Source organism: Nocardioides albus (assembly GCF_014648255.1).
Taxonomy (GTDB): Bacteria; Actinomycetota; Actinomycetes; order Propionibacteriales; family Nocardioidaceae; genus Nocardioides; species Nocardioides albus.
In genome coordinates, this window is the sequence record NZ_BMQT01000003.1 from 316,440 (window position 1) to 338,146 (window position 21,707).

Consider the following 21,707-nt stretch of genomic DNA (forward strand, 5'->3'; position numbering starts at 1 on the left):
AAACTACCTGTTCGCCCAGGCCAGCAGGCGGTCCCGCGGCCAGGTGTTGACGATCCATTCCTCTTCGATACCCGCCGCTTCCGCTCGTTCGCACCCCAGGACGAGGAAGTCGAGCTGGCCCGGGGCATGTGCGTCCGAGTCGATCGAGAAGAGACAGCCGATGTCACGTGCGAGCTCGAGAAGCCTGGTCGGCGGGTCTCTGCGCTCGGGTCGTGAGTTGATCTCGACGGCGACCTGGTGCTCGGCGCACGCCTCGAAGACCTTGCGGGCGTCGAACTGGCTGCCGGGGCGGGTGCCGCGGTTGCCGGTGACCAACCGACCGGTGCAGTGGCCGAGCACGTTCATCCTCGTGGTGGAGACCGCCGCGACCATCCGCTTGGTCATCAGGTCCTTGTCCATCTTGAGCTTGGAGTGGACGCTCGCGACCCGAAGCTCGAGCTTCTCGAGCATCTCGTCGGTCTGGTCGAGGCTGCCGTCGTCGAGGATGTCGACCTCGATCCCTTTCAGCAGGGTGAACCCGTGCCCGGCGAGATGGTCGTTGACCGCGTCGACGACGCCGAGCTGGCGCTCCAGGCGGGCGGCGCTGAGGCCGTTGGCGATGGTCAGGCGTGGGCTGTGGTCGGTGAGCACCAGGTAGTCGTGACCCAGCTCGATCGCGGTGAACGCCATCTCCTCGATCGGCGAACCGCCGTCGGACCAGTCGGAGTGGCTGTGCAGGTCGCCCCGGATCCGGCTCCGCAACCCCTCCCCCGACCCTGCCGCGGTCAGCGCGCCGCCGTGGAACTGCTCGGTCTCCAGAAGCCGCTGCGGAACCTCGCCGCGCGCGGCCTCGGCGATGACCTTGGCCGTGCTCGCGCCGACCCCGCTCAGCTCGGTCAGGGTGCCCTCGTCCGCCCGGCGGCGTACGTCGTCGTCGGAGAGGGGAAGGATCGCTGCCGCCGCGGTGCGGAACGCCTTCACCTTGTAGGTGTCCTCACGGCCGCGCTCGAGCAGGAACGCGATCCGACGCAGGGCCGCGACGGGGGACAACGCCTCGCCTACCAAATCTTCCTCCAACTATTTTCTCCTCCACAGCCGGTAAGGAGCGCTTTTCCCAGGTCAAGGTCTTGATTCAACCGAAGACTCGCATCCCAAGACCATGGTTACCCACAGGAACGGGCATGTCATCCACCGGATGTCCCCAAGCAAAGCGGGGTTGTCCACATCTTGTCCACAAGGATCGCGGAGTGGGACGTTGACGTGCACCACCATCCTCTTTAGGTTCGATGTCAGTGGGACCCCCGGCGCCGCCGGACGGCCTTCGCAAGGGGAAGGCGAAGGACGATCCAGGCACCGGGGGTCCCTCCAGTTTTCGAGCGACCCGGGTCTCGCGGCGAAAGACGTCCGCGTCGTCGTCGCGAGAGTCTCCGATGCACCATCGAAAGCCCCGATTCCCCCGGTATCACGCCAACACGCCGAGACTCGCTCGGTAGCCCGTGTTGCCGCCGTGAGCGCCGCGTGTCGTAGGGTCGAGGCGGCTCGCCATGGCGAGCTTCCGACGGGCTTCCCTGACCACCCCGTCGCGACGACCAGTTACATAGAGGCAAGGAGGCCGTCATGGCGGAGACCTGGAGCGGCGAGTTCTACTGCGTGAAGTGCAAGGAGAAGCGCGAGGCAACCGGTGAGATTCGGGTGAACGACAAGGGCACCAAGATGGCCAAGGCCGTCTGCCCCGTCTGCAGCACCAACCTCAACCGGATCCTGGGCAAGGCCTGAGCACTCTCAGTTCATCCTGAGCCCACGCGGCGGCGTCCCCCGGCAGTTCCGGGCGGCGCCGCTGCCACGTTTTGCCGAAGCGTCACTCCCGTCGGCCGAGGCGTCACGCCCGTCGGCCGAAGCGTCACCCAAGTGCCAACTCGGCCGACGCGGGTGACGTCTCGGCAGGTTATCCACAGGGTCTGTGGATTGTCGGTGCAGGAATTCTGGCGCGGTGTGAGACTCCCGGCATGAACACGCGCTACCGGATTCGGCCGGGGTATGTGGCCGTACGACGTGATGAGACCCGACTCCAGATCGGCATCGACCCACCGCGGCGAGCGGTCGTGCAGGACGGCGTGGAGGTACGCCGCCTGCTGACCGATCTCGCCGCCGGACGGGCGGTCGAGCCCGATCACCTGCCCGGACGACACGCGATGCAACAGCTCGGCAACGCCGGGCTGCTGACGGACGCGGACGGCGAGGAGCCGGCACCACCGGTCGGCTTCGACGGGCCGCCGGCGATGATCTCGGCGGCTCGGGCAGTGCTCGGACCAGCACCGGCGCCGAGCGACCCGGGCATCGTCGTGCTTCTCTCCGAGGGACCGCTGGATCGCGAGCGCGCCGACGAGCTGGTCCGCGACGGACGGGCTCACCTCGTCGTCGAGAGCGGGCCCGACACCTGGTCGGTGGGCCCGCTGGTCGTACCCGGTGTGACGGCGTGCCTGCGGTGCGTCGATGCGGCCCTCGCCGAGGAGGACGACCGGCGTGCGGTGATCGTGAGCCAGCTCGTCGGCATCGAGGTGCCGGGCGATCCCCTGCTGCAATCGCTCGCGCTCTCCTGGGCCGTACGCGACGCCCGCACCTATCTCGCCGGCCGCACTCCGGCCTCGTGGTCGGCGTCGGTGAGCCTCACCCGTGATGACGCCCCCGCGATCCGGCCGTGGCTTCGGCACCCCTACTGCGGCTGCGCCTGGGACCTGATCGCAGCAGCAGGGGCCGAGACCGGCGACCCGGCTTGACCAGGCTCCGTGACCTCCGGCACCCTTGCCGCATGGTCACGAAGAGCGCGCTGCGACGACGAGGCTCGGGTCTCTGACCCCGCCTTCGCGTCAGCCTGCCCTCTTCACCTCCTAGGACCGCTCGTGCACCAGCACACCCTCGCCCTGTCCGCACACCTGCAGGACGCCGTCGTCACCTGCTTCGGCGACACCTACGCCGGGATCGATCCCGAGCTGCGGCCGGCCACCCGGCGCGAGTTCGGGCACCTCCAGTCCAATCTCCCGCTGCGGCTGGCCGGCCCGCTCGGCCTGCCGCCGCGGGAGATCGGCGCGCGCCTGATCGACGCCGTGGATCCCGGCGGGCTGGCCACCCTCGAGCTCGCCGGCGCCGGCTTCATCAACATCACCTGGTCCCCCGACGTCCTCGGCGCGGCCGTCGGCGACCTGTTCACCGACCCGCACCTGGGCGTACGCACGCCCGAGACCCGGCAGCGGGTCGTCGTGGACTACTCCTCCCCCAACGTCGCCAAGCAGATGCACGTCGGTCATCTGCGCTCGACGGTCATCGGCGACTCCCTGGCCCGGGTGCTCACCTACGCCGGCCACGAGGTCGTCCGGCAGAACCACCTCGGCGACTGGGGGACACAGTTCGGCATGCTCGTCGAGGAGCTGCTCGGGGAGGGTCTCCGCGACCCCGCGGCGGTGTCGGGTCTGGACATGGCCGAATTGCTCGCGCTCTACCAGCGGGCCAAGGCGCGCTTCGACGACGACCCAGGCTTCGCCGACTCTGCACGGCGGCGGGTGGTCGCGCTCCAGTCCGGCGAACCGACCACGCTCGCCCTGTGGCAGGCGCTGGTCGACGCCTCGATGGCAGAGTTCGACGCCGTCTACGGCCGGCTCGGCGTGCTCCTGACCGGCGACGACTTCGACGGCGAGAGCCGCTACAACCCCCAGCTCCCGGGCATCGTCGACGACCTCCGGACCTCGGGCCTGCTGACCGAGTCGGCCGGCGCCCAGGTCGTCTACCCCGACGGCTTCACCGGCCGCGACGGCGCAGCGCTGCCGCTGATCGTGCGGAAGGCCGACGGCGGATTCGGGTACGCCGCGACCGACCTCGCCACGATCCGGCACCGCGTCGACGACCTGGCCGTCGACCGGGTCGTCTACGTCGTCGACCACCGGCAGAGCCAGCACTTCGACATGGTCTTCGCCGTCGCTCGTGCCGCGGGCTGGCTGCCCGAATCGGTGGAGGTCCAGCACATCGGCTTCGGCACCGTGCTCGGCCCCGACGGCCGGCCGTTCAAGACCCGCTCGGGCGAGACGGTGACGCTGACCGCACTGCTCGACGCAGCCGAGGAGGCAGCCGCGGCCAGCTACGCCGGCCCCGAGGTCGTACGCGCCGTGGCCAACGCCGCGGTGAAGTACGCCGACCTCTCCAACCACCTCGCCCGCGACTACGTCTTCGACCTCGCCCGGATGTCGGCCACCACCGGGGAGACCGGACCGTATCTGCAGTACGCCCACGCCCGGGTGAGCAGCATCCTCGCGCAGGCGCCGCAGCAGGCGTATGCCGTCGGCACCCCGTCCCATCCGGCCGAGCAGCGGCTCGCGCTGGAGCTGACCGGGTTCGCGCCGGTGGTCGCCAAGGTCGCCGACACCCTGGAGCCGCATCACCTGACTGCGTACCTCTATGGCCTGGCGACCGCGTTGACGGGGTTCTACGAGAGCTGTCCGGTGCTCAAGGCGGAGGGTGAGGTCAGGCAGACCCGGCTCGCGTTGTGCGAGGCGACCCGGCGAGTGCTGTCAGCAGGACTCGGGCTCCTCGGGATCGAGGCGCCTCGGAGGATGTGAGGAGGTCGCGCGCGTGACCTCCTGGCTCAGGACCACCAGTCGGAGTCGAGCTTGGCTTCCATGGAGCGCACGTGACGACGCGAGCAGGCCTCGCAGAACGACTTCGCACGCCCACGCTCAACCGCGGTGGTCCAGGCCAGGAGGCGCTTGGGGTCGGCCTCGTAGCATCCGCAGAAATCGCAGGTCTTCATGGCTCAACGATAGGTCGCGATCCTGCGGTTCCGAGGGCACAACACCGAAATTCTGGATCACCTCGAGGTCAGCGCCGTGTTACCTGTGGGAGGGCAGGACGCAGGCCGTGTCGAGGCCCAGAACGTGGTTGAGCCGCCCGAAGGCCAGCCACGACCCCAGACACATGCTCAGCTCGACGATCTCGGCGTCGCTGTAGTGGGCGGACATCCGGTCCCAGAAGGACTGGTCGATGCCATGGTGGTCTGTCGCGTAGCGTTCTGCGTACTCGGCCGCGAGTCGGGTCCGGTCGTCGAACGCGTCCGTCGTACGCCACTCCTCGACCGCCCCGGCGAACGACTCCTCGACCACCTGTCCGTCTCGCTCGGTGCGCCAGTCGAGGCAGAAGATGCACCCGTTGATCTGCGCGATCCGCAGGCGGGCGGCCTCGAACTCGCGAAGGCCGAGCGTGGTGTGCTCGTAGACCGCGAGCGAGAGGCCGGCGGCGGCCGGCCCGATCCCGGGGACCATCTCACCCCAGACGTACGCGATCGGGTCCTTGTCCTCGGGGACGTCGATGATCATGCGGTCACACCTTCCTGGGCGGTCCTGGCCGCGCCGAGCCTGCCGGTCGCCGGACGCAGGGGGACGTCGAGCGCGTCGTAGAGGCCGGGGTCTGCGTCGATGAGCCATTCGATCGCGCCGACCAGGCGGCCGACGGCGGTGGCGTTGCCACCGGCCGCCCGGTTGCCGGCCTCGTCGGTCGCCTCGATCGTCACCTCGATCCGCGGATCGCCCTCGATGATCACCCGGTGGGCACCGTCACCGTCGGGTGGCGTGGGCCAGTCTGGCGCGCAGGAGGGATGGATGCGGGTGACGTGCTCGATGACGATGAGCGGCTCCCCGCCGACGATCCCCTGGACCTCGAAGCGCACAGCGCCTTGGGTGCCCTTCTCGAACTCACCCATCGACTCGGTGCTCACGGTCTCGTCCAACGGGAGCCGCTCGACGGTCTCCCGGATCTCGTCGAGCTCGACCTCGAGACCCCGAGCGATCAGCCGGACTTGGCCGCCCCACACCATCGTCGGCACGGTTGCCGCGAGCATCGGGGCGTCGTAGTCCATCGGCTGCCCCATCCCGACGAGATAGCGGACGGAGTCGGGCTGGTCGTAGGTGGAGTAGTCGAAGATCTCCTGGCAGCGGACGACGTCCACGGTGCTGCCCAGGCCGCTGACCAGCAGCGGCAGCACGTCGTTCCCCCACCCCGGGTCGACACCGGAGACGAAGAGCGACCCGCCGCCCTCGGCGATCGCGGCCAGCACCGGCTCGCGCATCTCCGGCGGAGCGTTGCGCTGGTCGTAGAGCGCGTAGAGGGCGGGCGTGACGACCACCGCGCCGGTCCCGAGCGCTCGCACGATGTCGGCGAGGGCCTCGTCCGGGCGGATGTCGCCCGATGCGGCGTACACCACCGCCTGCGGACGGGACGCGAGCACCGAGTCGATGTCGTCGGTGGCGGCGACGGCGAGGTCACGGCCGAGCTCCGCGAGATCGCCCGCGTCTCGGCCGACCTTCTCGGGGTCGTGGACGAGCACGCTCGTCAGCTCGAGACGTGGATGTGCGTCGACCGCGCGGATGGCGAGTCGACCGATATTTCCTGTGCCCCAAACGCATGCGGTGACCATGCGATCTCCCTTGCTGGTTTGCGTGAATGTTGCGAAACCCGTGACACCCCCACCGGCATACTAGAACATGTTCTAGGAATCAGTGATGAAAAGGGAGGTCATCTTGAGCAACACACCACGAGAGGACAGGTCGCGAGGCCTGTCACGCCGAGGGTTCGTGCTCGGCGCGGGCTCACTGGCTGGTGTCGGGATGCTGGGAGGAGCATTCGGAGCCGGCCCGACATGGGCATCAGCTGCGGCGTCATCGATCGGCAACGGCGCGCAGGTCCCGGTGCTGGTCATCGGCACCGGCTACGGCGGCTCGGTCGCGGCCCTGAGGCTGGCCCAGGCCGGCATCAACGTCCACATGGTCGAGATGGGCCAGGACTGGGCCACGGTCGCCCCCGGGAGCGACGGCAAGATCCATCCGAAGATCACCAGCCCGGATCACCGCGCCTTCTGGATGCGCACCCGAACCAAGCAGCCGCTCAGCAACTTCCTCGGGTTCCCCATCGACAAGAACATCACCAAGCACGCAGGCATCCTGGACGCCGAGGACTTCGCCGGCATCTCCGTCTACCAGGGACGCGGTGTCGGCGGTGGCTCCCTCGTCAACGGAGGCATGGCCGTCACGCCGAAGCGGGAGAACTTCGGAACCATCCTCCCTTCGGTGGATGCCGCGGAGATGTATTCCACCTACTACCCGCGGGCCAATGCCGCCCTCGGCGTCGGATCCATCGACCCCGACTGGTTCGAACGGACCTCCTACTACCAGTACTCACGCGTGGGCCGGAAGCACGCTCAGCGCTCAGGCTTCGCGTGGACGTTCGTCCCGGACGTGTACGACTGGAACTACATGATGGCCGAGGACAACGGCAGCGTCCCGAAGTCGGCACTGGCCCAGGAGGTCATCTACGGGAACAACCACGGCAAGAAGACGCTGCCGAAGACGTACCTCGCTCAGGCGGCCGCCACCGGGAAGGTCACGATCTCCTCCCTGCACCGGGCCACGTCGGTCCGGCCCGCAGCAGCCGGTGGATACGACGTCGTCCTGGAGCAGATCAACACCGCCGGCGACGTGGTGGCGACGAAGACGGTCAATGCGGGCAAGGTGTTCTTCGCGGCCGGAAGCGTCGGTACGAGCAAGCTGCTGGTGAAGCTGAAGGCGACCGGCGCACTGCCCGCTCTGAACGGCGAGGTCGGCCAGGGATGGGGCGACAACGGCAACGTGATGGTCGGGCGGGCCAACCACATGTGGGACGCGACCGGCGACGTACAGTCGACGATCCCGTGCTCGGGCATCGACAACTGGGACGCCGGGGGTGCCTTCGCCGAGGTCGCTCCCCTGCCTGCCGGGCTCGAGACGTACGCATCCTTCTATCTCGCGATCACCAAGACCCAGCGCCGAGCGGCCTTCAGCTACAACTCGACCACGGGCAAGGTCGACCTGTCGTGGCAGACCGCGTGGAAGCAGGACTCGATCTCGATGGCGAAGACGATCTTCGACAAGATCAACAGGACGGAAGGGACGATCTACCGGACCGACCTCTTCGGCGCCAGCAAGATCTGGGGCGACCACCTGACCTACCATCCGCTGGGCGGCGCCGTCCTGAACAAGGCGACCGACAACTACGGCCGGCTGCACGGTTACAGCGGTCTCTACGTCATCGACGGCTCGCTCGTCCCGGGCAACACGAGCGTCAACCCGTTCGTCACGATCACCGCCCTCGCGGAGCGGAACATCGAGAGGATCATCGCCACCGACCTCTGACCTGCCGGAGACAGATGTCGGGGCATATGCAGGACCGGCCAGTCCGAGGGTTTCTCGGACTGGCCGGTCATCTTCCACACCCGCGATCAGAGGGGTGAGGCATGGGGTCCCATGGGGGACTTAGAGCGCGCGGGCTAGAGCCAGCTTCGCCTGGACGGCGGCTCGCTCGGCCTTGCGGCCCAGGCGAGCGGCCTTGACGAGGGCATGGCCTCGCCGCAGTTCACGCGCCTCTCCCAGGCGCGCGGACATTTGTGCGCGCGCCAGGTCTTCGTTAAGCAAGTTCATCTGAGTGCTCCGTACTCGGTTGGTGTTCATGTCTGTTGATTCTCCTGCTGGTCAGCGGGCTCCGGCGCCCATGGTCATCACGATCGGGTTCATGGCTGTTTGCCTTTCGTCGTTGAAACGCTGCTGGTGCTGAGGTGCTCGGTCGTTCAGGCGGCGTCCTTGCGGGGCCGGCCACGGGGCCGCTTGCGGGGGATCACCTTCCCCTGCAGGAGCAGCTGGCCGCCCCAGACGCCCCAGGGCTCACGGCGGTCGAGAGCGCTGGCGAGGCAGAGCGGCTGCACGGGGCAGGTCGCGCAGAGCGTCTTGGCGAACTCGACGTCGGCAGGAGACTCGGCGAACCACAGCTCGGGGTTGTTGACCCGGCAGGGCAGCTGGTCCTCGTCGTAGCGGTTGGCTCGGTCGTGGAGAACGCCGAGAGTGGTCCCGACAGGCTCGACGGTCTCGAGAATGCTGGTCATATGTACACCTCCTTTGTGACTGATCGCGGGTTGTGAGAAACAGAAAGGCCGCGGATCCCGGGTTTCGGGTTCCGCGGCCTGGAGGCTGCTGTGACTACATCGTTCTATGTAGTCGGACAGCTCCAGGCTCGAATCCCGTGGGACTTGACCTTGATGGCATCCGCCTGCGGGGACACGAGTCCCTCGACGCGAATGCCGTAGCCAGCGCCCATAAAGGCACCAGCAGCCGGGGTGGACAGCTCGGGGTGGCCGCACGCGGACATGGCGAAGCCATTGATCGGCGTCTGGATCCCAGTCGTGTTGATTGCGATCTTCATTGGGGCCACCTCCTTCGGGGCTGTCGGGCGCGCCTCATCAGCGCGCGGTTTTACTTGATGAAGGAACAGTAACCGGCCGGGCAGGTCGGCCGCAAACGATTAAACCGGTTGATTTCGACGAATTTGTGTGGAGAGTTTTCAGCGCCCCGCGGCGATGACCTCAAGGACTTCCGCGCCGTACGTCTCCACCTTGCTGCGGCCGATACCGGCGATGCGCTGCAGATCCTGGAGCGTGTCCGGCTTCTGCTCGGCGATCTGCTCCAAGGTGGCGTCGGTGAAGACCACGAACGCCGGCTTGCGGACTGCCTCGGCGGTCTCCTTGCGCCACTGCTTCAGCCGGCCGTAGAGCTCCTCGTCGTAAGGCGCATCGCAGCCCTCGTGACGCCCCATCCGTTTCTCGGCCGCCGAGCCGAGGGGTCCGCCACACGTCTTGCACATCCGCGCCTTGCCGGAGCCGGGACGTCGCGTCGGCGCCGCTGCTCGGGCCGGCCGCAGCGGGTCGAGGAACCGCGACGGTCTGCGTCGTGCGGCCTGGCCCGGCTGGCGGGCCAGCGCCCAGGAGAGTGTGAGGTCGACGCGCGCCCGGGTGAGCCCGACGTAGAGCAGCCTGCGCTCCTCCTCGATCTCGGCCGGCGTCGGCTCCTCGCCACGGAGGATGAACGGCATCGTGCCGTCCTGGAGGCCGACCAGGAAGACCGAGTCCCACTCGAGCCCCTTGGCGGCGTGGAAGGTCGCCAGGGTCACCCCCGACGGCACCGGCGCATGCTGCTCCGCCGCGCGGCGGTCGAGCTCGGCGACCAGACCGGCGAGGTCGCCTCCTGACGCCGCGAAGGTGCGCGCCTGATCGATCAGCGCCTGCCAGGACTCCCATCGGTCACGGGTCTGTCCGCGGCCCTCGGGCGGCTCGGAGGTCCAGCCCATCCCGGCCAGGATGCCGTGGACCGACTCAAGCAGCTCGTCCCCGAAGACGGCTCCCTGGCCGCCTCGCGCCGCGCCCCGGATCCGGGTCACCGCCTCGCGGACCTCGGGACGGTCGAAGAACCTGGCCGCGCCACGGAGGACGTAGGGGATCCGGCGCGCGGTGAGAGCGTCCTCGTAGGCCTCCGACTGGGCGTTGATCCGGAACAGGATCGCCATCTCGTGGTAGGCCTTGCCGGCCTGGTGCAGACGAAGGATCTCGGCGGCTACACCTTCGGCCTCGGCCACCTCGTCGGGCTGCTCGACGTGCTCGACGGCAGGCCCGGCGTCACGCTGCGCCTGCAGCTGGACACCGGCGCTCGGCGTACCTTCCAGGATCTTGTTCGCGGCCTTCACCACCTGCGGGGTGGAGCGGTAGTTGCGGACCAGCTCGACCGAGGTGGTGCCGGAGTGCTTCTTCGGGAAGTCACGCAGGTAGCTGGCGTCGGCGCCGGCGAAGGTGTAGATCGTCTGGGCCGGGTCGCCGACGACGCAGATCTCGCTGCGTCCCCCCAGCCAGAGGTCGAGCAGCGCCGACTGCAGCGGCGAGACGTCCTGGAACTCGTCGACCGTGAACCACTTGTATTGCCGCCGGACCTGCGCCGCGACCCGCTCGTCGTGCTCCAGGAGCCCTGCGGTCAGCAGCAGCACGTCCTCCATGTCCATGCGTGCCTGGGTGCGCTTGACGTCCTCGTACGCGGCGTAGATGTGTCCCACCATCGACGGCGTCAGCCCACCGACCTCCCGACCCCTCGCCTCGGCCGACTTCGGGTAGTCGTCGGGGTGCACGTTGGACACCTTCGACCACTCGATCTCCGAGGCCAGGTCACGGGCCTGGGCCTGGTCGACGTTGATCCGCTGCCGCTGGGCAGCGGCTCTGATGAGCGGGATCTTCGACTCGGTCAGGTTGGGCAGCTCGGTGCCGTAGACCTTGGGCCAGAAGAACCGCAGCTGGCGCAGGGCGGCGGAGTGGAAGGTGCGCGCCTGGACCGCGCCGGCGCCCATCGCGCGCAGCCGCTGCCGCATCTCCCCCGCGGCCCGGGTGGTGAAGGTGACCGCGAGGACCTCTTGGGGCGCGTAGAGCCCGGTGGCGACGCCGTAGGCGATCCGGTGGGTGATCGCCCGGGTCTTCCCCGTCCCCGCACCCGCCAGCACCCGGACCGGACCGCGCAGCGCCTCGGCGACCCGTCGTTGTTCGGGGTCGAGGGCGTCGAGAAGGGACTCTGGGGTCATCGGGCGGACAGGGTTCAATTGGGAATGGCTCCTGGGCATGGGAACGTTAGGGGTTCGGGACCAACCCTATGGGCCCGCACCGACAGTCTGATGAGGAGAGCCGGATGAGCTTCACGATGTACACCACGCCCTGGTGCGGATACTGCAAGCGGCTGATGAGCCAGCTCGGGCGTGAGGGCATCGAGTACGACATCGTCGACATCGAGCAGGTCCCCGAGGCCGCCCAGATCGTCGAGAAGGTCAACGGCGGCAACCAGACCGTCCCCACGCTGGTCTACTCCGACGGCACCGCGATGACCAACCCGTCGATCGCTCAGGTGAAGACGAAGCTCGCCGAGCTGGCCTGACCCTTCGTCAGGCCTCGATCACCACGATCCGGGCAGCTCTCCGCCGTACCACTCCTCGACCAGCGACCGGCTGATCGAGATGCCGCTGGGCAGCTTGATCTCGCCGCTCTCGGCGACGGCAGCGAGCTCCGCGCGGGTGAACCAGCGCGCCTCCCGGATCTCGTCCTCGTCGACGATGATCTCGGTCGATGCCGCCCGCGCGAAGAAGCCGAGCATCAGGCTGGCCGGCAGCGGCCAGGGCTGGTTGCCGAAGTAGTCGACCTGCCCGACGCGTACGCCGACCTCCTCGGCGACCTCGCGACGGACCGCGTCCTCGAGCGACTCCCCCGGCTCCACGAAGCCGGCGAGGGTGGAGAAGTTGGGCGCCGGCCAGCGGGTGTGGTTGCCGAGCAGGCAACGCTCCTCGTCGCTCCCCGGCTCCCCCGACGTCACCAGCATGATCACCGCCGGATCGGTGCGGGGGAAGATCACGTGTCCCTCCGCGCAGGCCAGCTCGTGACCGGCCGCGCGCGGCTGGAGCCTCCCCCCGCAACGCGAGCAGAACCGGGTCGCGCGGTGCCACTCGGCCAGGCCGATCGCATGCATCAAGAAGCTTGCCTCGGTCGTGTCTGCGAGCATGGCCGAGAAGAGCCCGCGCAGGTCGCGCCAGGTCTCGCCGGCCTCCTCACGCCCGGTGAGCACCGCGAACCGTGCACCTTCGTGGGTGTCGCCGAGGAGCACCCGGATCCCGTCCGGAGAATCCGCCGGCGTACGCCACCTCACTCGCGCCCCGGCCGCCGGCTCGACCCTGTTGCCGGCGACCACGAGGACTCTCGTGGACTGGTCGGCCCAGGTCTTCTCGACCCAGCCGTCGTCGGCGCGGAGATGGCCGGAGCGGTCGTGAGGGTCCTGGGTGATTTGCAGATGGATGGGCAGCTTCGGGGAGTCCACCCAGCAGAGCCTATGAGGTGGGTATATGTTCCGCCGCGTGGATCGGTTCTGGCGCATCGCCGCTGTCGTCTCCGTCGTGGTCGCTCTTGCGATCAACGTCTACGTCGCCTGGGGCTCCAGCCTCTCGTTCATGTACGACGAGATCGGCACCGTCATCCATGGGCGGACCGTGCTCGGCCTCGACTCACCGCAGCTGAACACTCCCGGCTACTACCCCGGATGGGGCGTGCTGCTGGCCCCGCTGTGGCTGATCACCTCGAACGTGTTCACGTTCTACAAGATGGCGATCGTCGTCGGTCTGGTGATCAGCATGGTCACGATCTGGCCGCTGGCCCGGGTCGCGGTGCGCCTCAGCGGTGTCACGCCGGCGCAGGGCGTGGTCGCCGGCGCCACCGTGATGGCGTTGCCGCCGCGAGCGATCCAGGCCGACTACATCCTCTCTGAGCGGCTGATCACGCTGCTCGTCGTGGTGGCGACCCTGGTCGCGTTCCGGCTCTGGGACAAGCCGACCTACCGCGGCGTACTCCTGCTCAGCCTGCTCACCGGTCTCTCGCTCTTCTCCCACGCCCGCATGCAGGTCTTCGTCGCCGCGGTCGCACTGTGGCTGGTGTGCTTTCTCGTCCACAGCCTCCTGGCTCGCAAGCGACGGGTCGCCCTCATCACGCTGGTCGGTCTCGTCGCCACCGGTCTGCTCGCCGTGGTCGCCAACAAGGCCGCGCTCTGGTTCCACGCGCAGCTGGTGCCGTGGAAGTTCATCCAGGCGCAGGGCTTCTTCGAGAAGGTCCTCGAGGCCAACCCCCGGTTCTGGGTCAACACCTTCGCCGGCGAAGCCTGGACGCAGATGGTCGGCAGCCTCGGCGTCGTGGTCGTCGGCCTGGTCGTGGTGACCGCGATGTTCTGGAAGGAGCTGCGGTCACGGCAGGTCGGACCGGCTGGGTTCGTGCTGATCGCCGCCGGGTCGATGTATGTCCTCAGCTGCCTGAACTGGGGCAACGAGTACTCGCTGTTCACCATGGAGTGGCGCCGCTTCGACTACTGGATCTACGGGCGCTACATCGACCCGCTCTTCGCGGTCCTCGTGCTGGCCGGGGTGTGCGCGGCGATCCAGGCCGTACGCTCCCGGGCGGTCCTCCTCTGGACCTGGGTGATCGCCGCTGGGATCTCGTTGGTGACCATCTTCGTCGTCGCCCCCGACGCACCCACCTGGGCCTACACCACACCGGCGCACATCCCGGGCGCGATCCCGTTCTGGTGGGCGCTTCCCGACGGCCAGTTCCCCCAGCCCGGCCCGATCCCGTCGTTCACCAACGACAACCGCTTCTGGCTGATCGCGACACTGTGTGCCCTGGTGCCACTGGCGATCTGGACGCTCCTCGCCCTGATCTCACGGGTGACGGACCGGGTGCGCTCGGTGGTCGTGACCGCGCTCGTCCTGGTGCTCGGCACCACCGCCTCCGCCGTCGCAGACGTGGGCTCCGACCGGTTCCACGACCGCTTCGATCACGCCACCCCGGTCATCAACGACCTCCGCTCGATCCTCGCCGAGCACCCCGACGCGGTCGTCGCCTACGACAACAACTGCCCGCGTCGCCGCCAGTCTATGAACTCCGAGCGCAACTGGCTGATGTGGTGGATGCTCCCGACCATCGTGGAGCGCGAGTGGGAGTGGGGCGATGACATCGTCTTCTCCTGCCCGGACGGCGAGCCGGCGTTCGTCACCGGGGCGGTGATGCTGCGTGAGCGGCCGTTCCCGCTGGCCACCGTCTGGATTCTTCCCGGCGACCTGCTCGATTCGTTGCGAGAGTCGGGGGAGCTTCCTGAGGTTGCTCGGACGGTTGAGTAGGCCGGGTGAGTCTCGGGTGAGCCGCTCGGGCGAGTCGCTCGTTCCGGCGCGCTTCTGGTACCGAGATTTTGGGGCTGGGCTGGGCCGCCACACGCACCCACGGCAGGTGACCGCCCCACGCCTCCATCGGACGGGGAGGCCTCAGCGATGAACGAACGTTCATTCACATCCACAGGGCGAACGCACGTTCATTCACCCGCCACACGCCCCACCTGCCGGACGAGTCCCGCGCGAACGAACGTTCATTCGCCTCCCACGCCGTGACCAACCAAAGCCCCCGCGCCACACCCCTGCCGCCGACCCGATAGCCAGCCAAATTTCTCGCCGACGGCCGGTGTCAAGGATCGCCGCAGGCGACCGGCGAAGCCGGCGGCCGCAGGCCGTCCTTGACTCCGGACGGCGGCGAGAACACCCTCCAAGAACGGGTCGGCGGCAACCCCAGCCACAAACAACGACCCCCAAACGCGCGCCGAAAAGAAGCGGCTACCGATCCCCGCCTACGATCCGCTCCAACTCCTCCCGACCAGGAAGAGCAGGAGGCTCGACGAGCCGCCCAGAGCGCACGTAGTAGAACGCCGCCCGGACCCGCGACAACGGGACCCCCATCAGCTCGGCCCACCCGAGCCGATACAGAGCCAGCTGAAGAGGATCGGCGTTCTGGGTCTGGTTGGTCTTCCAGTCGATGATCAGGAAGGAACCGTCGGGCTCCTGGTAGACCGCATCGATCCGGCCGCGCACCACCTGACCGGCCAGGACGATCGCGAAGGCGGCCTCGACCCGGAACGGGGGGCGGTCGGCGAACGGGCCCTGCTCGAAGGCGGCGATCACCTCTTCGAGACCGGACTCGTCCTCGATGCCGTGGTCGGCACGACCGGGCAGGTCGTCGGGGTCGAAGAGGTCCTGCTGGCCGAAGCGGGCCTCGACCCAGGCGTGGAACCGGGTGCCGAAGCGGGCCTGGGAGGAGGGTTTGCGGGGCATCGGGCGGACCAGGTCGGCGGCGAAGCCGAGCGGGTCGTCGCGCAGCTTCGACATGGCGGTGGCCGACAGCGACGACGGCAGGGGTACGACCACTTCCGGGGCGCGCTCGCGCTCCGCCTCGGTGAGCAGCCGCTCGATCTCCTCGTCCCACTGGTTCACCGTCTCGAGCAGGGTGAGGTCGTCGAGATCGTCGGGTCCCGGGCCGACCTCGCGGACCAGCCTGGCCGCTTCCAGGCGGCGCTCCACCTCGGGGGTGTGGTGGTTGATCGGCCAGGGCAGGTCGACCTCCTGCGCAGCGTAGGGACTCTCCTCCTCGCCCTTCACAACCACGTCGGCCCACCGGTCGGGCTTGGCACCCCACTGGAGCAGTGCCTCGCGGGTCTTCTCCACGTAGAGCGACGGCCCCCGCCCCTCCTTCAGGGACGGCGACCAGCGCCAGCACGAGACGAACTGGACGTGGCGGGCGCGGGTCCAGGCGACGTACGCCAGCCGGAGCTCCTCGACCCGCTCGTGCTCCTTGCGCTCGGCGAGGAGGCCGTCGATCGAGTCGGCGTCGTGGCCCTGAAGCTGCGGCAGGTCGTCGCGGTCACCGCGGAGCGCGGCGGGCATGACCGAGGGTACGGTCAGCCAGGAGGATCGCGTCTGGCCGGTGGGGAACTTCTTGTGAGTGACGCCGACCAGGAAGACGACGTCCCACTCCAGCCCCTTCGCGCGGTGGACGGTGAGCAGCTTGACCGAGTCGGCCTCCGACGGGGTGGCGACGTCGAGACCCTGGCCGTATTCATCCTCCGCCTCCAGGTAGGCCAGCAGCGCAGCCAGGGTGACCTGGCCGTCGAGACCTTCGAACTCGGCGACCGCCTGCACGAAGAGGTCCAGGTTGTCGCGCCGGGCAGAGGCTGCCGGGGAGACCGAGGCGGCCAGCTCGACGTCGATGCCGGTGACCTCGATGATCCGCCGGACCAGGTCGAGGAGCGGCTCGTTGACCGCGCGCCGTAGCCCGCGGAGCTCGTCGGCGAGCAGCTTGAAGCGTTCCCTGGCCTGCCGAGAGTAGTCGTAGTCAGAAGGCTCACCGGGATCTTCCAGCGCGTCGTTGAGCGAGGGGATCTCGGTGGGGTCCGTGCCCTCGACGGCCGCCTCCAGCTGGCGCTCGACGTCGGCGAACTCCTCCGCACCACCGACGACCCCTGCCAGGTCACGTGACCTGCGGCCGAGGATGGCCAGGTCACGAGGACCGATCGCCCAGCGCGGGCCGGCGAGCAGGGTGAGCAGCGCGGCGTTGGCGGTGACGTCGTGGAGCAGCTCCATGGTGGCCACCACCTCGGCCACCTCGGGCAGTCGGAGCAGCCCCTTCAGACCGACGATCTCGACCGGGATCTCGCGGGCGGTGAGCGCGTCGAAGACCGCCGCCGCCTGGGAGTTGTCCCTGGTCAGGACGCCGATCTCCTTCCACTCCCCGACAGCCTCATGGGCCTCGATCACCTTGTCGGCGAGCCAGAGCAGCTCTTCGTCGTACGTCTCGTGGACATGCACCCGGACCTCACCGTCGCGCGCCCCCTCGGCGGCGACCAGGCGCTCCTTCTCGCGGCCCTCATAGAGCTGGTCGGCCAGACGGTTGGCGGTGTCGAGGATCCGGGCGTCCGAGCGGCGGTTGACGGTCAGGGAGTAGGCGGGGCGCCTCCCGTCCTTCGTCGGGAAGTCGCGGCCGAACTCGAGGATGTTGCTCACCGAGGCGCCGCGCCAGCCGTAGATCGCCTGGTTGGGGTCGCCGACAGCGGTGACCGGATGCCCGTCGCCGAAGAGGCGGGCCAGCATCTGGGCCTGGGCGACCGAGGTGTCCTGGTATTCGTCGAGCAGCACGACCTTGAACTTCCCGCGCTCGATCTCACCGACCTCGGGGGTCTCCACGGCAAGCCGGGCGGCCAGCGCGATCTGGTCGGAGAAGTCCATCAGCCCGAGCCGGTCCTTGAGCCGTCGGTAGCCGTCGACCAAGTCGAGCAGCTCGTAGCGCTTGTCGATCGCGTCGATCGCCTTCTCGACCTTGGTCAGCTTGGTCTTGACGCGTTTCCCGTCGGCCAGCTGAGCCTTGAGGTCGGCCGCCTCCAGCGCGAACAGAGACCGCTCGTTGCGGTCGTAGGCACGCAGAGTGGCGGGGTCGACGAGGTGCTCGGAGAGCTCGGAGTCGAGCGCGAGCAGCTGCTGCACGGCCAGCTTCGGGTAGTCGGTCAGCTTCTCCACCGGGTGGCTGTGCCGCGCCACGGCCCTGGCCGCGAGCTGGTAGCGGGTCGCGTCGGCGATGAGCCGGGTGTCAGGTTCGTGACCGATCCTCAACCCGTGCTCGGAGAGCAGCCCGGAGGCGTAGGAGTGGTAGGTCGAGACCGTCGGCTCGGCAGGCTCCTCGTCCTCCTCACCGGGCTTCGGCGGCCCTTCACGGCGCTCGGGCCACAGCCCCGCCTTCTGCAGCGACTCCCGGATCCTGGTGGCCAGCTCGGCCGTCGCCTTCGTCGTGAAGGTCAGACCGAGCACCTCCCCGGGGAGCACGCGGCCGGTGGCGACCAGCCAGACGACTCGGGCGGCCATGACCGCGGTCTTGCCTGACCCGGCGCCGGCGATCACCACGGCCGGCTCCAGCGGAGCCGTGATCGCGCGGAACTGCTCCTCGCTGTAGAGCCAGTCGTGGCCCATCAGCTTGGCGAGCTCTTCGGGGGTCTCGACCTTCATCGCGGCGTTCATCTCTGGGTTCATTCCTGGGTTCACGACAGCACCGACCCCGAGGTCTGCGCCGGGCAGAGCGCGACGAACTGGCACCGGTCGCACTGCTTGCCGGGCCTGGCCACGAACTCCTCGGCCCGGACCGTTGCGACCGCCTTCTCCAGCTGAGCGATGATCTCGGGCGGCTCGGGTGCCTGCACCTGCACCTTCGGTAGCTCGCTCCCCGAACCCGCGGGGTGGCGCAGCTGGATCAGCTCCGCTCCCCCGGACGTCGCCCCGGGCGCGAGCTCGGATGCGGCGCCGTGCTCGACTGCCAGCTGGTAGAGGCCGAGCTGACCGTGCTCCTTGACCTCCTGCGCGGTGGGCGGATATTTCCCCGTCTTCAGGTCGACGACGACGATCCGGCCGCTCTCATCGAGCTCCAAACGGTCGGCATAGCCGTTGAGCCGCACGGTCTCGCCGCTGGGAAGCGAGATCTTCGCGGTGAGCTGCTCCTCGAACCCGATCACGGTCCGCGCGCCGGGGCGCCGGTGCCAGGTCAGGAACCGGGCCAGCACCTCGCGGACCGCCTCGCGTTCGCGGGCAGCCGACCAAGGCGTACGAAACTCGAGCCGGCCCCACACCTCGTCCACGAACGGCATCAGGTCCTCGACCGTCGCGGCCTCCAGGACGCCGCGGGCGAGCTGCTCGGCGATCGCGTGCACCACCTTGCCGAACCCCTGCGAAGAGGAGTCGGTGACCGCACCGCCCGCCTCACGGCCCAGGAACCACTGCGCCGGGCAGGTCAGGATGGCCTCCAGCGCCGACGCGCTCAGCGTGATCGGACGGTCCTCGGGGCGGACCGGGGCCGAGGCGTACGTCGGCGCTCGCAGCCCCCACCAGGTCGACGGGTCGGCGGCGAGCGCGATCCGCTTCCCGCGCACCTCGGTGGCAGCCAGCATCTGCAGCCTTCTCGCGGCCGCTTCCCGCAGCGCGCCGGGCTGGGCCGGATCAGCGGCGGTGCGGCGCAGCTCGGCGACCAGACCGGCCAACGACAGCGGCCGGGTCGGCCGGCCGACCCGGTGACGGATCTGGTCCTCGCGCAGGCCGAGCTCGTGGATGAATCGCGACGGCTGGTCACCGTCGTCGTCGGGCGACTTCACCGCCGTCACGACCAGGCGGGACCGGGCCCGGGTGGCGGCGACGTAGAAGAGTCGGCGCTCCTCGGCGAGCATCGCCGAGCGGGTCAGCGGCGGCAGCAGCCCGCCGTGATGACCGTCCGGGAGCGCCGGTGCGATCCGGTCGGGCCCGAGGAGCGAGTCGCGACGCCGCAGATCGGGCCACGCACCCTCCTGGACATGAGCGACCACCACGAGCCCCCACTCCAGCCCCTTGGATCGGTGGGCGGTGAGCAGCCGCACGGACGATCCGCGCACCCCCTTGTCGGCCAGCGTGTCCGCCGGGATCTCCTGGGCACGGAGCGTGGCCAGGAAGGTCTCGACCGAGGTGAACTCCTGCCGGCCCTCGATCTTGGCGGCGGTGTCGAAGAGCGCCACGACCGCATCCAGGTCCCGGTGGGCCATCCGCGCCGCCGGGCCACCGGACTCGACCTGCGCCCGCAGCCGCTGCCCCCACTCGGCGCCGTCCCACAGCGTCCACAGCACCTGCTCGGCCCCCGCGCCGCCGTCCAGCACACGGCGAGCCTCGGCAAGGAGAGCGGCAAGCCTGCGTACGCGCCCCAGCACCCGCTCCTCGCCCCCGCTGGTCGAGCCGCCCCCGCTGGTCGAGCCGCCGGAGCCGCTAGGCGGAGGCGTGTCGAGACCAACACGGTCCTCGTCGGCGCTCGACAGGACCGTGTTGGTCTCGACACCGGCTCGCTGGCGCTCGCCGGGCTCGACCAGCGAGGAGTCGCCAGGCTCGACCTGCGGGGAGGCGGCGGGCTCGAGCAGCGACGACGGATCGAGCACGGCGCGGCGTACGAGCTCACTCGCAGACACGTCGGGAAACCTCGCCCGAAGCGTGCGGGTGAGCGCGCGGACGTCGGTGGCGTCCAGCCCGCCGAGAGGACCGGTGAGCAGCTCCTCACAGCGTTCGGGACGTACGTAGCGCTCGTCGAGGTCCGACTCGACGTCGGCGTCGACGACGACCCCGAGCGCGTCGAGCAGGACCGCGGCCGCTGGCTCGCGGACCAGCGGGGTCTCGTCGGCGGCGACCTCGACCGGCACACCGGCGGCGGTCAGCGACCGGCGCAGCTGTGGGATCGAGGTCCGGCCCGAGCGCACCAGGACGGCCATGTCGGACCAGTCGATGCCGTCCTCGAGATGCGCCCGGCGGAGCAGGTCGGCGATGTGCTCGGTCTCGGCGCGGTCGGTGTCGAAGGTGAGCACCTCGGCGCGCCCCGGGTCCTGCGCCAGCGGGTTCGGGTTGCGGAAGGTGTCGTAGGCGGCGGCCGGGATCGAACCGCGCACCGAGATCCCGGCGGCGATCGACCGCGACGCCCGCAGCAGCCGCGACCCGAACCTGCGCGTCGTCCCCAGGGCGACCACCGGGGCATGGCGGCGCTCGCGGGTCAGGAACTGCGCGGGGAAGTCGAGGATCCCGTTGACGTCCGCGCCGCGGAACCCGTAGATCGACTGGTCCGGGTCGCCGACCACGATCAGGTCGCGCCCGTCGCCCGCGAGCGCCTGCAGAAGGGCGACCTGCGACGGATCGGTGTCTTGGTATTCGTCCACGAACACGCAGGTGAACTCGGCCCTGAGCTCGGCCGCATGCCGCTCGGCCTCGATCACCCCGCGCATGATCAGGTCGGGATAGTCGATGGCCGACTGGGCCCCGAGCACGTCGAGATACTGCTCCAGGAACCAGCCCGCCGCGACGAACTCCTCGATCCGCTCGTCGCGGCCGAGCGCCACCAGCTGGTCGGGGTCCAGCCCACGCTCGCGTGCCCGCGCGATCACGGTCTGCACCTCGCGCGCGAACCCGCGGGTGCCGATCGCCATCCGGAACCGCTCCGGCCAACGGACCGACTCCGGGTGGTCGGCCAGCAGCTCCTGCAGCACCACGTCGGCCTCCGGCGCGGAGAGCAGCGTCAGCGGCGCGGCGTAGAGCTCTGCCGGCGCATAGCGCCGCACCAGGCCGTAGGCGAAGGAGTGGAACGTCGAGGAGACCGCCCCCGACAGGGTGCGCCCCAGCCGCGCCGTCACCCGGTCGCGGAGCTGTTCGGCGGCCTTGCGGGAGAAGGTCAGCGCGAGCAGTTGGTCAGGTCGTACGCCGCGGTTCTCGATCCGGTCGACGACCGCTTCCACCAGCGTGGTCGTCTTGCCCGTCCCGGGCCCGGCCAGCACCAGCAGCGGTCCGCCGGGATGCTCCACGACCGACCGCTGGTGCTCGTCGAGCACCGGCACGGCGGCTGCGCTCGGCGGCGGGGCAAGGCGGTAGGCGACACTCACGGGTCCCACCCAATCAGACGACACCGACAGTTTTCA

At 69.4% G+C, this 21,707-nt stretch carries 17 protein-coding genes; 6 read left to right on the forward strand and 11 right to left on the reverse strand.

What is annotated here, in order from left to right; genetic code table 11:
* Positions 1-3: 3 nt before the first annotated feature.
* Positions 4-1,056, reverse strand: coding sequence for a PHP domain-containing protein (locus IEY84_RS07755; protein WP_229788435.1), 1,053 nt, complete (start codon positions 1,054-1,056; stop codon positions 4-6).
* A gap of 540 nt (positions 1,057-1,596) precedes the next feature.
* Here IEY84_RS07755 and IEY84_RS07760 point away from each other — a divergent pair.
* The 3 genes from IEY84_RS07760 (at position 1,597) to argS (ending at position 4,586) form a co-directional block, all read left to right on the forward strand.
* Positions 1,597-1,755 carry a DUF5679 domain-containing protein gene (locus IEY84_RS07760; RefSeq protein ID WP_091051197.1) on the forward strand — a complete coding sequence of 53 codons (159 nt, stop codon included), beginning with the start codon at positions 1,597-1,599 and terminating at the stop codon, positions 1,753-1,755.
* Between the two features lie 230 nt (positions 1,756-1,985).
* Positions 1,986-2,756, forward strand: coding sequence for a hypothetical protein (locus tag IEY84_RS07765; RefSeq protein WP_183543972.1), 771 nt, complete (start codon positions 1,986-1,988; stop codon positions 2,754-2,756).
* Between the two features lie 156 nt (positions 2,757-2,912).
* The gene (argS, locus tag IEY84_RS07770; RefSeq protein WP_183544504.1) at positions 2,913-4,586 is read left to right on the forward strand and encodes an arginine--tRNA ligase; all 1,674 of its coding nucleotides are present in this window, start codon (positions 2,913-2,915) and stop codon (positions 4,584-4,586) included.
* 26 nt (positions 4,587-4,612) lie between these two features.
* Here argS and IEY84_RS07775 read toward each other — a convergent pair whose 3' ends face one another.
* From IEY84_RS07775 to IEY84_RS07785, 3 genes are all read right to left on the reverse strand, one after another.
* Complete coding sequence (locus tag IEY84_RS07775) at positions 4,613-4,777, reverse strand: hypothetical protein (RefSeq protein ID WP_183543974.1); 165 nt, start codon at positions 4,775-4,777, stop codon at positions 4,613-4,615.
* 79 nt (positions 4,778-4,856) lie between these two features.
* Positions 4,857-5,339 carry a carboxymuconolactone decarboxylase family protein gene (locus IEY84_RS07780; RefSeq protein ID WP_183543976.1) on the reverse strand — a complete coding sequence of 161 codons (483 nt, stop codon included), beginning with the start codon at positions 5,337-5,339 and terminating at the stop codon, positions 4,857-4,859.
* On the reverse strand, positions 5,336-6,436 hold the full coding sequence (locus IEY84_RS07785; RefSeq protein ID WP_183543978.1) for an NAD(P)H-dependent amine dehydrogenase family protein: 1,101 nt from the start codon (positions 6,434-6,436) through the stop codon (positions 5,336-5,338). Before IEY84_RS07785 ends, IEY84_RS07780 begins: the two co-directional genes overlap by 4 nt.
* Positions 6,437-6,539: 103 nt before the next feature.
* On the opposite strand from IEY84_RS07785, the gene IEY84_RS07790 reads away from it, so the two are divergent.
* The gene (locus tag IEY84_RS07790; RefSeq protein WP_229788437.1) at positions 6,540-8,186 is read left to right on the forward strand and encodes a GMC oxidoreductase; all 1,647 of its coding nucleotides are present in this window, start codon (positions 6,540-6,542) and stop codon (positions 8,184-8,186) included.
* Positions 8,187-8,306: 120 nt separating this feature from the next.
* On the opposite strand, the gene IEY84_RS27100 is transcribed toward IEY84_RS07790, so the two are convergent.
* The 4 genes from IEY84_RS27100 to IEY84_RS07805 all read right to left on the reverse strand — a co-directional run bounded on the left by IEY84_RS27100 (position 8,307) and on the right by IEY84_RS07805 (position 11,436).
* On the reverse strand, positions 8,307-8,501 hold the full coding sequence (locus IEY84_RS27100; protein ID WP_505816258.1) for a putative WhiB-interacting protein: 195 nt from the start codon (positions 8,499-8,501) through the stop codon (positions 8,307-8,309).
* Between the two features lie 116 nt (positions 8,502-8,617).
* Complete coding sequence (locus tag IEY84_RS07795; RefSeq protein ID WP_183543982.1) at positions 8,618-8,929, reverse strand: WhiB family transcriptional regulator; 312 nt, start codon at positions 8,927-8,929, stop codon at positions 8,618-8,620.
* Between the two features lie 104 nt (positions 8,930-9,033).
* Positions 9,034-9,246, reverse strand: a complete 213-nt coding sequence (locus IEY84_RS07800) for a hypothetical protein (protein WP_183543984.1) — start codon at positions 9,244-9,246, stop codon at positions 9,034-9,036.
* A 138-nt stretch (positions 9,247-9,384) separates the two neighbouring features.
* A complete protein-coding gene (locus IEY84_RS07805) occupies positions 9,385-11,436 on the reverse strand; it encodes an ATP-dependent DNA helicase UvrD2 (RefSeq protein ID WP_229788439.1) in 2,052 nt (683 codons plus the stop codon).
* 104 nt (positions 11,437-11,540) lie between these two features.
* Here IEY84_RS07805 and IEY84_RS07810 point away from each other — a divergent pair, with 104 nt between their 5' ends.
* Entirely contained in the window at positions 11,541-11,783 is a 243-nt protein-coding gene (locus tag IEY84_RS07810; RefSeq protein WP_183543988.1) for a mycoredoxin, read from the forward strand.
* Between the two features lie 18 nt (positions 11,784-11,801).
* Here the strand turns inward: IEY84_RS07810 and nudC are convergent, their stop codons facing one another.
* Positions 11,802-12,713, reverse strand: coding sequence for an NAD(+) diphosphatase (nudC, locus tag IEY84_RS07815; RefSeq protein ID WP_183543990.1), 912 nt, complete (start codon positions 12,711-12,713; stop codon positions 11,802-11,804).
* Between the two features lie 37 nt (positions 12,714-12,750).
* Here nudC and IEY84_RS07820 point away from each other — a divergent pair, with 37 nt between their 5' ends.
* On the forward strand, positions 12,751-14,556 hold the full coding sequence (locus IEY84_RS07820; protein ID WP_183543993.1) for a hypothetical protein: 1,806 nt from the start codon (positions 12,751-12,753) through the stop codon (positions 14,554-14,556).
* Positions 14,557-15,039: 483 nt separating this feature from the next.
* Here IEY84_RS07820 and IEY84_RS07825 read toward each other — a convergent pair whose 3' ends face one another.
* Together IEY84_RS07825 and IEY84_RS07830 are read right to left on the reverse strand one after the other, a co-directional pair.
* On the reverse strand, positions 15,040-18,252 hold the full coding sequence (locus IEY84_RS07825; protein ID WP_444544190.1) for an ATP-dependent helicase: 3,213 nt from the start codon (positions 18,250-18,252) through the stop codon (positions 15,040-15,042).
* A gap of 32 nt (positions 18,253-18,284) precedes the next feature.
* Positions 18,285-21,671 (reverse strand): ATP-dependent helicase, encoded by a 3,387-nt coding sequence (locus IEY84_RS07830; protein WP_183543997.1) that lies wholly within the window; start codon positions 21,669-21,671, stop codon positions 18,285-18,287.
* Between the last annotated feature and the right edge of the window lie 36 nt (positions 21,672-21,707).

Excerpts from the sequence above, each read along its gene's own strand:
- IEY84_RS07760 (WP_091051197.1), top strand. The coding sequence starts at position 1,597 with ATGGCGGAGACCTGGAGCGGCGAGTTCTACTGCGTGAAGTGCAAGGAG.
- IEY84_RS07765 (WP_183543972.1), top strand. The coding sequence starts at position 1,986 with ATGAACACGCGCTACCGGATTCGGCCGGGGTATGTGGCCGTACGACGT.
- IEY84_RS07775 (WP_183543974.1), bottom strand. The coding sequence starts at position 4,777 with ATGAAGACCTGCGATTTCTGCGGATGCTACGAGGCCGACCCCAAGCGC.
- IEY84_RS07780 (WP_183543976.1), bottom strand. The coding sequence starts at position 5,339 with ATGATCATCGACGTCCCCGAGGACAAGGACCCGATCGCGTACGTCTGG.
- IEY84_RS07785 (WP_183543978.1), bottom strand. The coding sequence starts at position 6,436 with ATGGTCACCGCATGCGTTTGGGGCACAGGAAATATCGGTCGACTCGCC.
- IEY84_RS27100 (WP_505816258.1), bottom strand. The coding sequence starts at position 8,501 with ATGAACACCAACCGAGTACGGAGCACTCAGATGAACTTGCTTAACGAA.
- IEY84_RS07795 (WP_183543982.1), bottom strand. The coding sequence starts at position 8,929 with ATGACCAGCATTCTCGAGACCGTCGAGCCTGTCGGGACCACTCTCGGC.
- IEY84_RS07800 (WP_183543984.1), bottom strand. The coding sequence starts at position 9,246 with ATGAAGATCGCAATCAACACGACTGGGATCCAGACGCCGATCAATGGC.
- IEY84_RS07805 (WP_229788439.1), bottom strand. The coding sequence starts at position 11,436 with ATGACCCCAGAGTCCCTTCTCGACGCCCTCGACCCCGAACAACGACGG.
- IEY84_RS07810 (WP_183543988.1), top strand. The coding sequence starts at position 11,541 with ATGAGCTTCACGATGTACACCACGCCCTGGTGCGGATACTGCAAGCGG.
- IEY84_RS07825 (WP_444544190.1), bottom strand. The coding sequence starts at position 18,252 with ATGAAGGTCGAGACCCCCGAAGAGCTCGCCAAGCTGATGGGCCACGAC.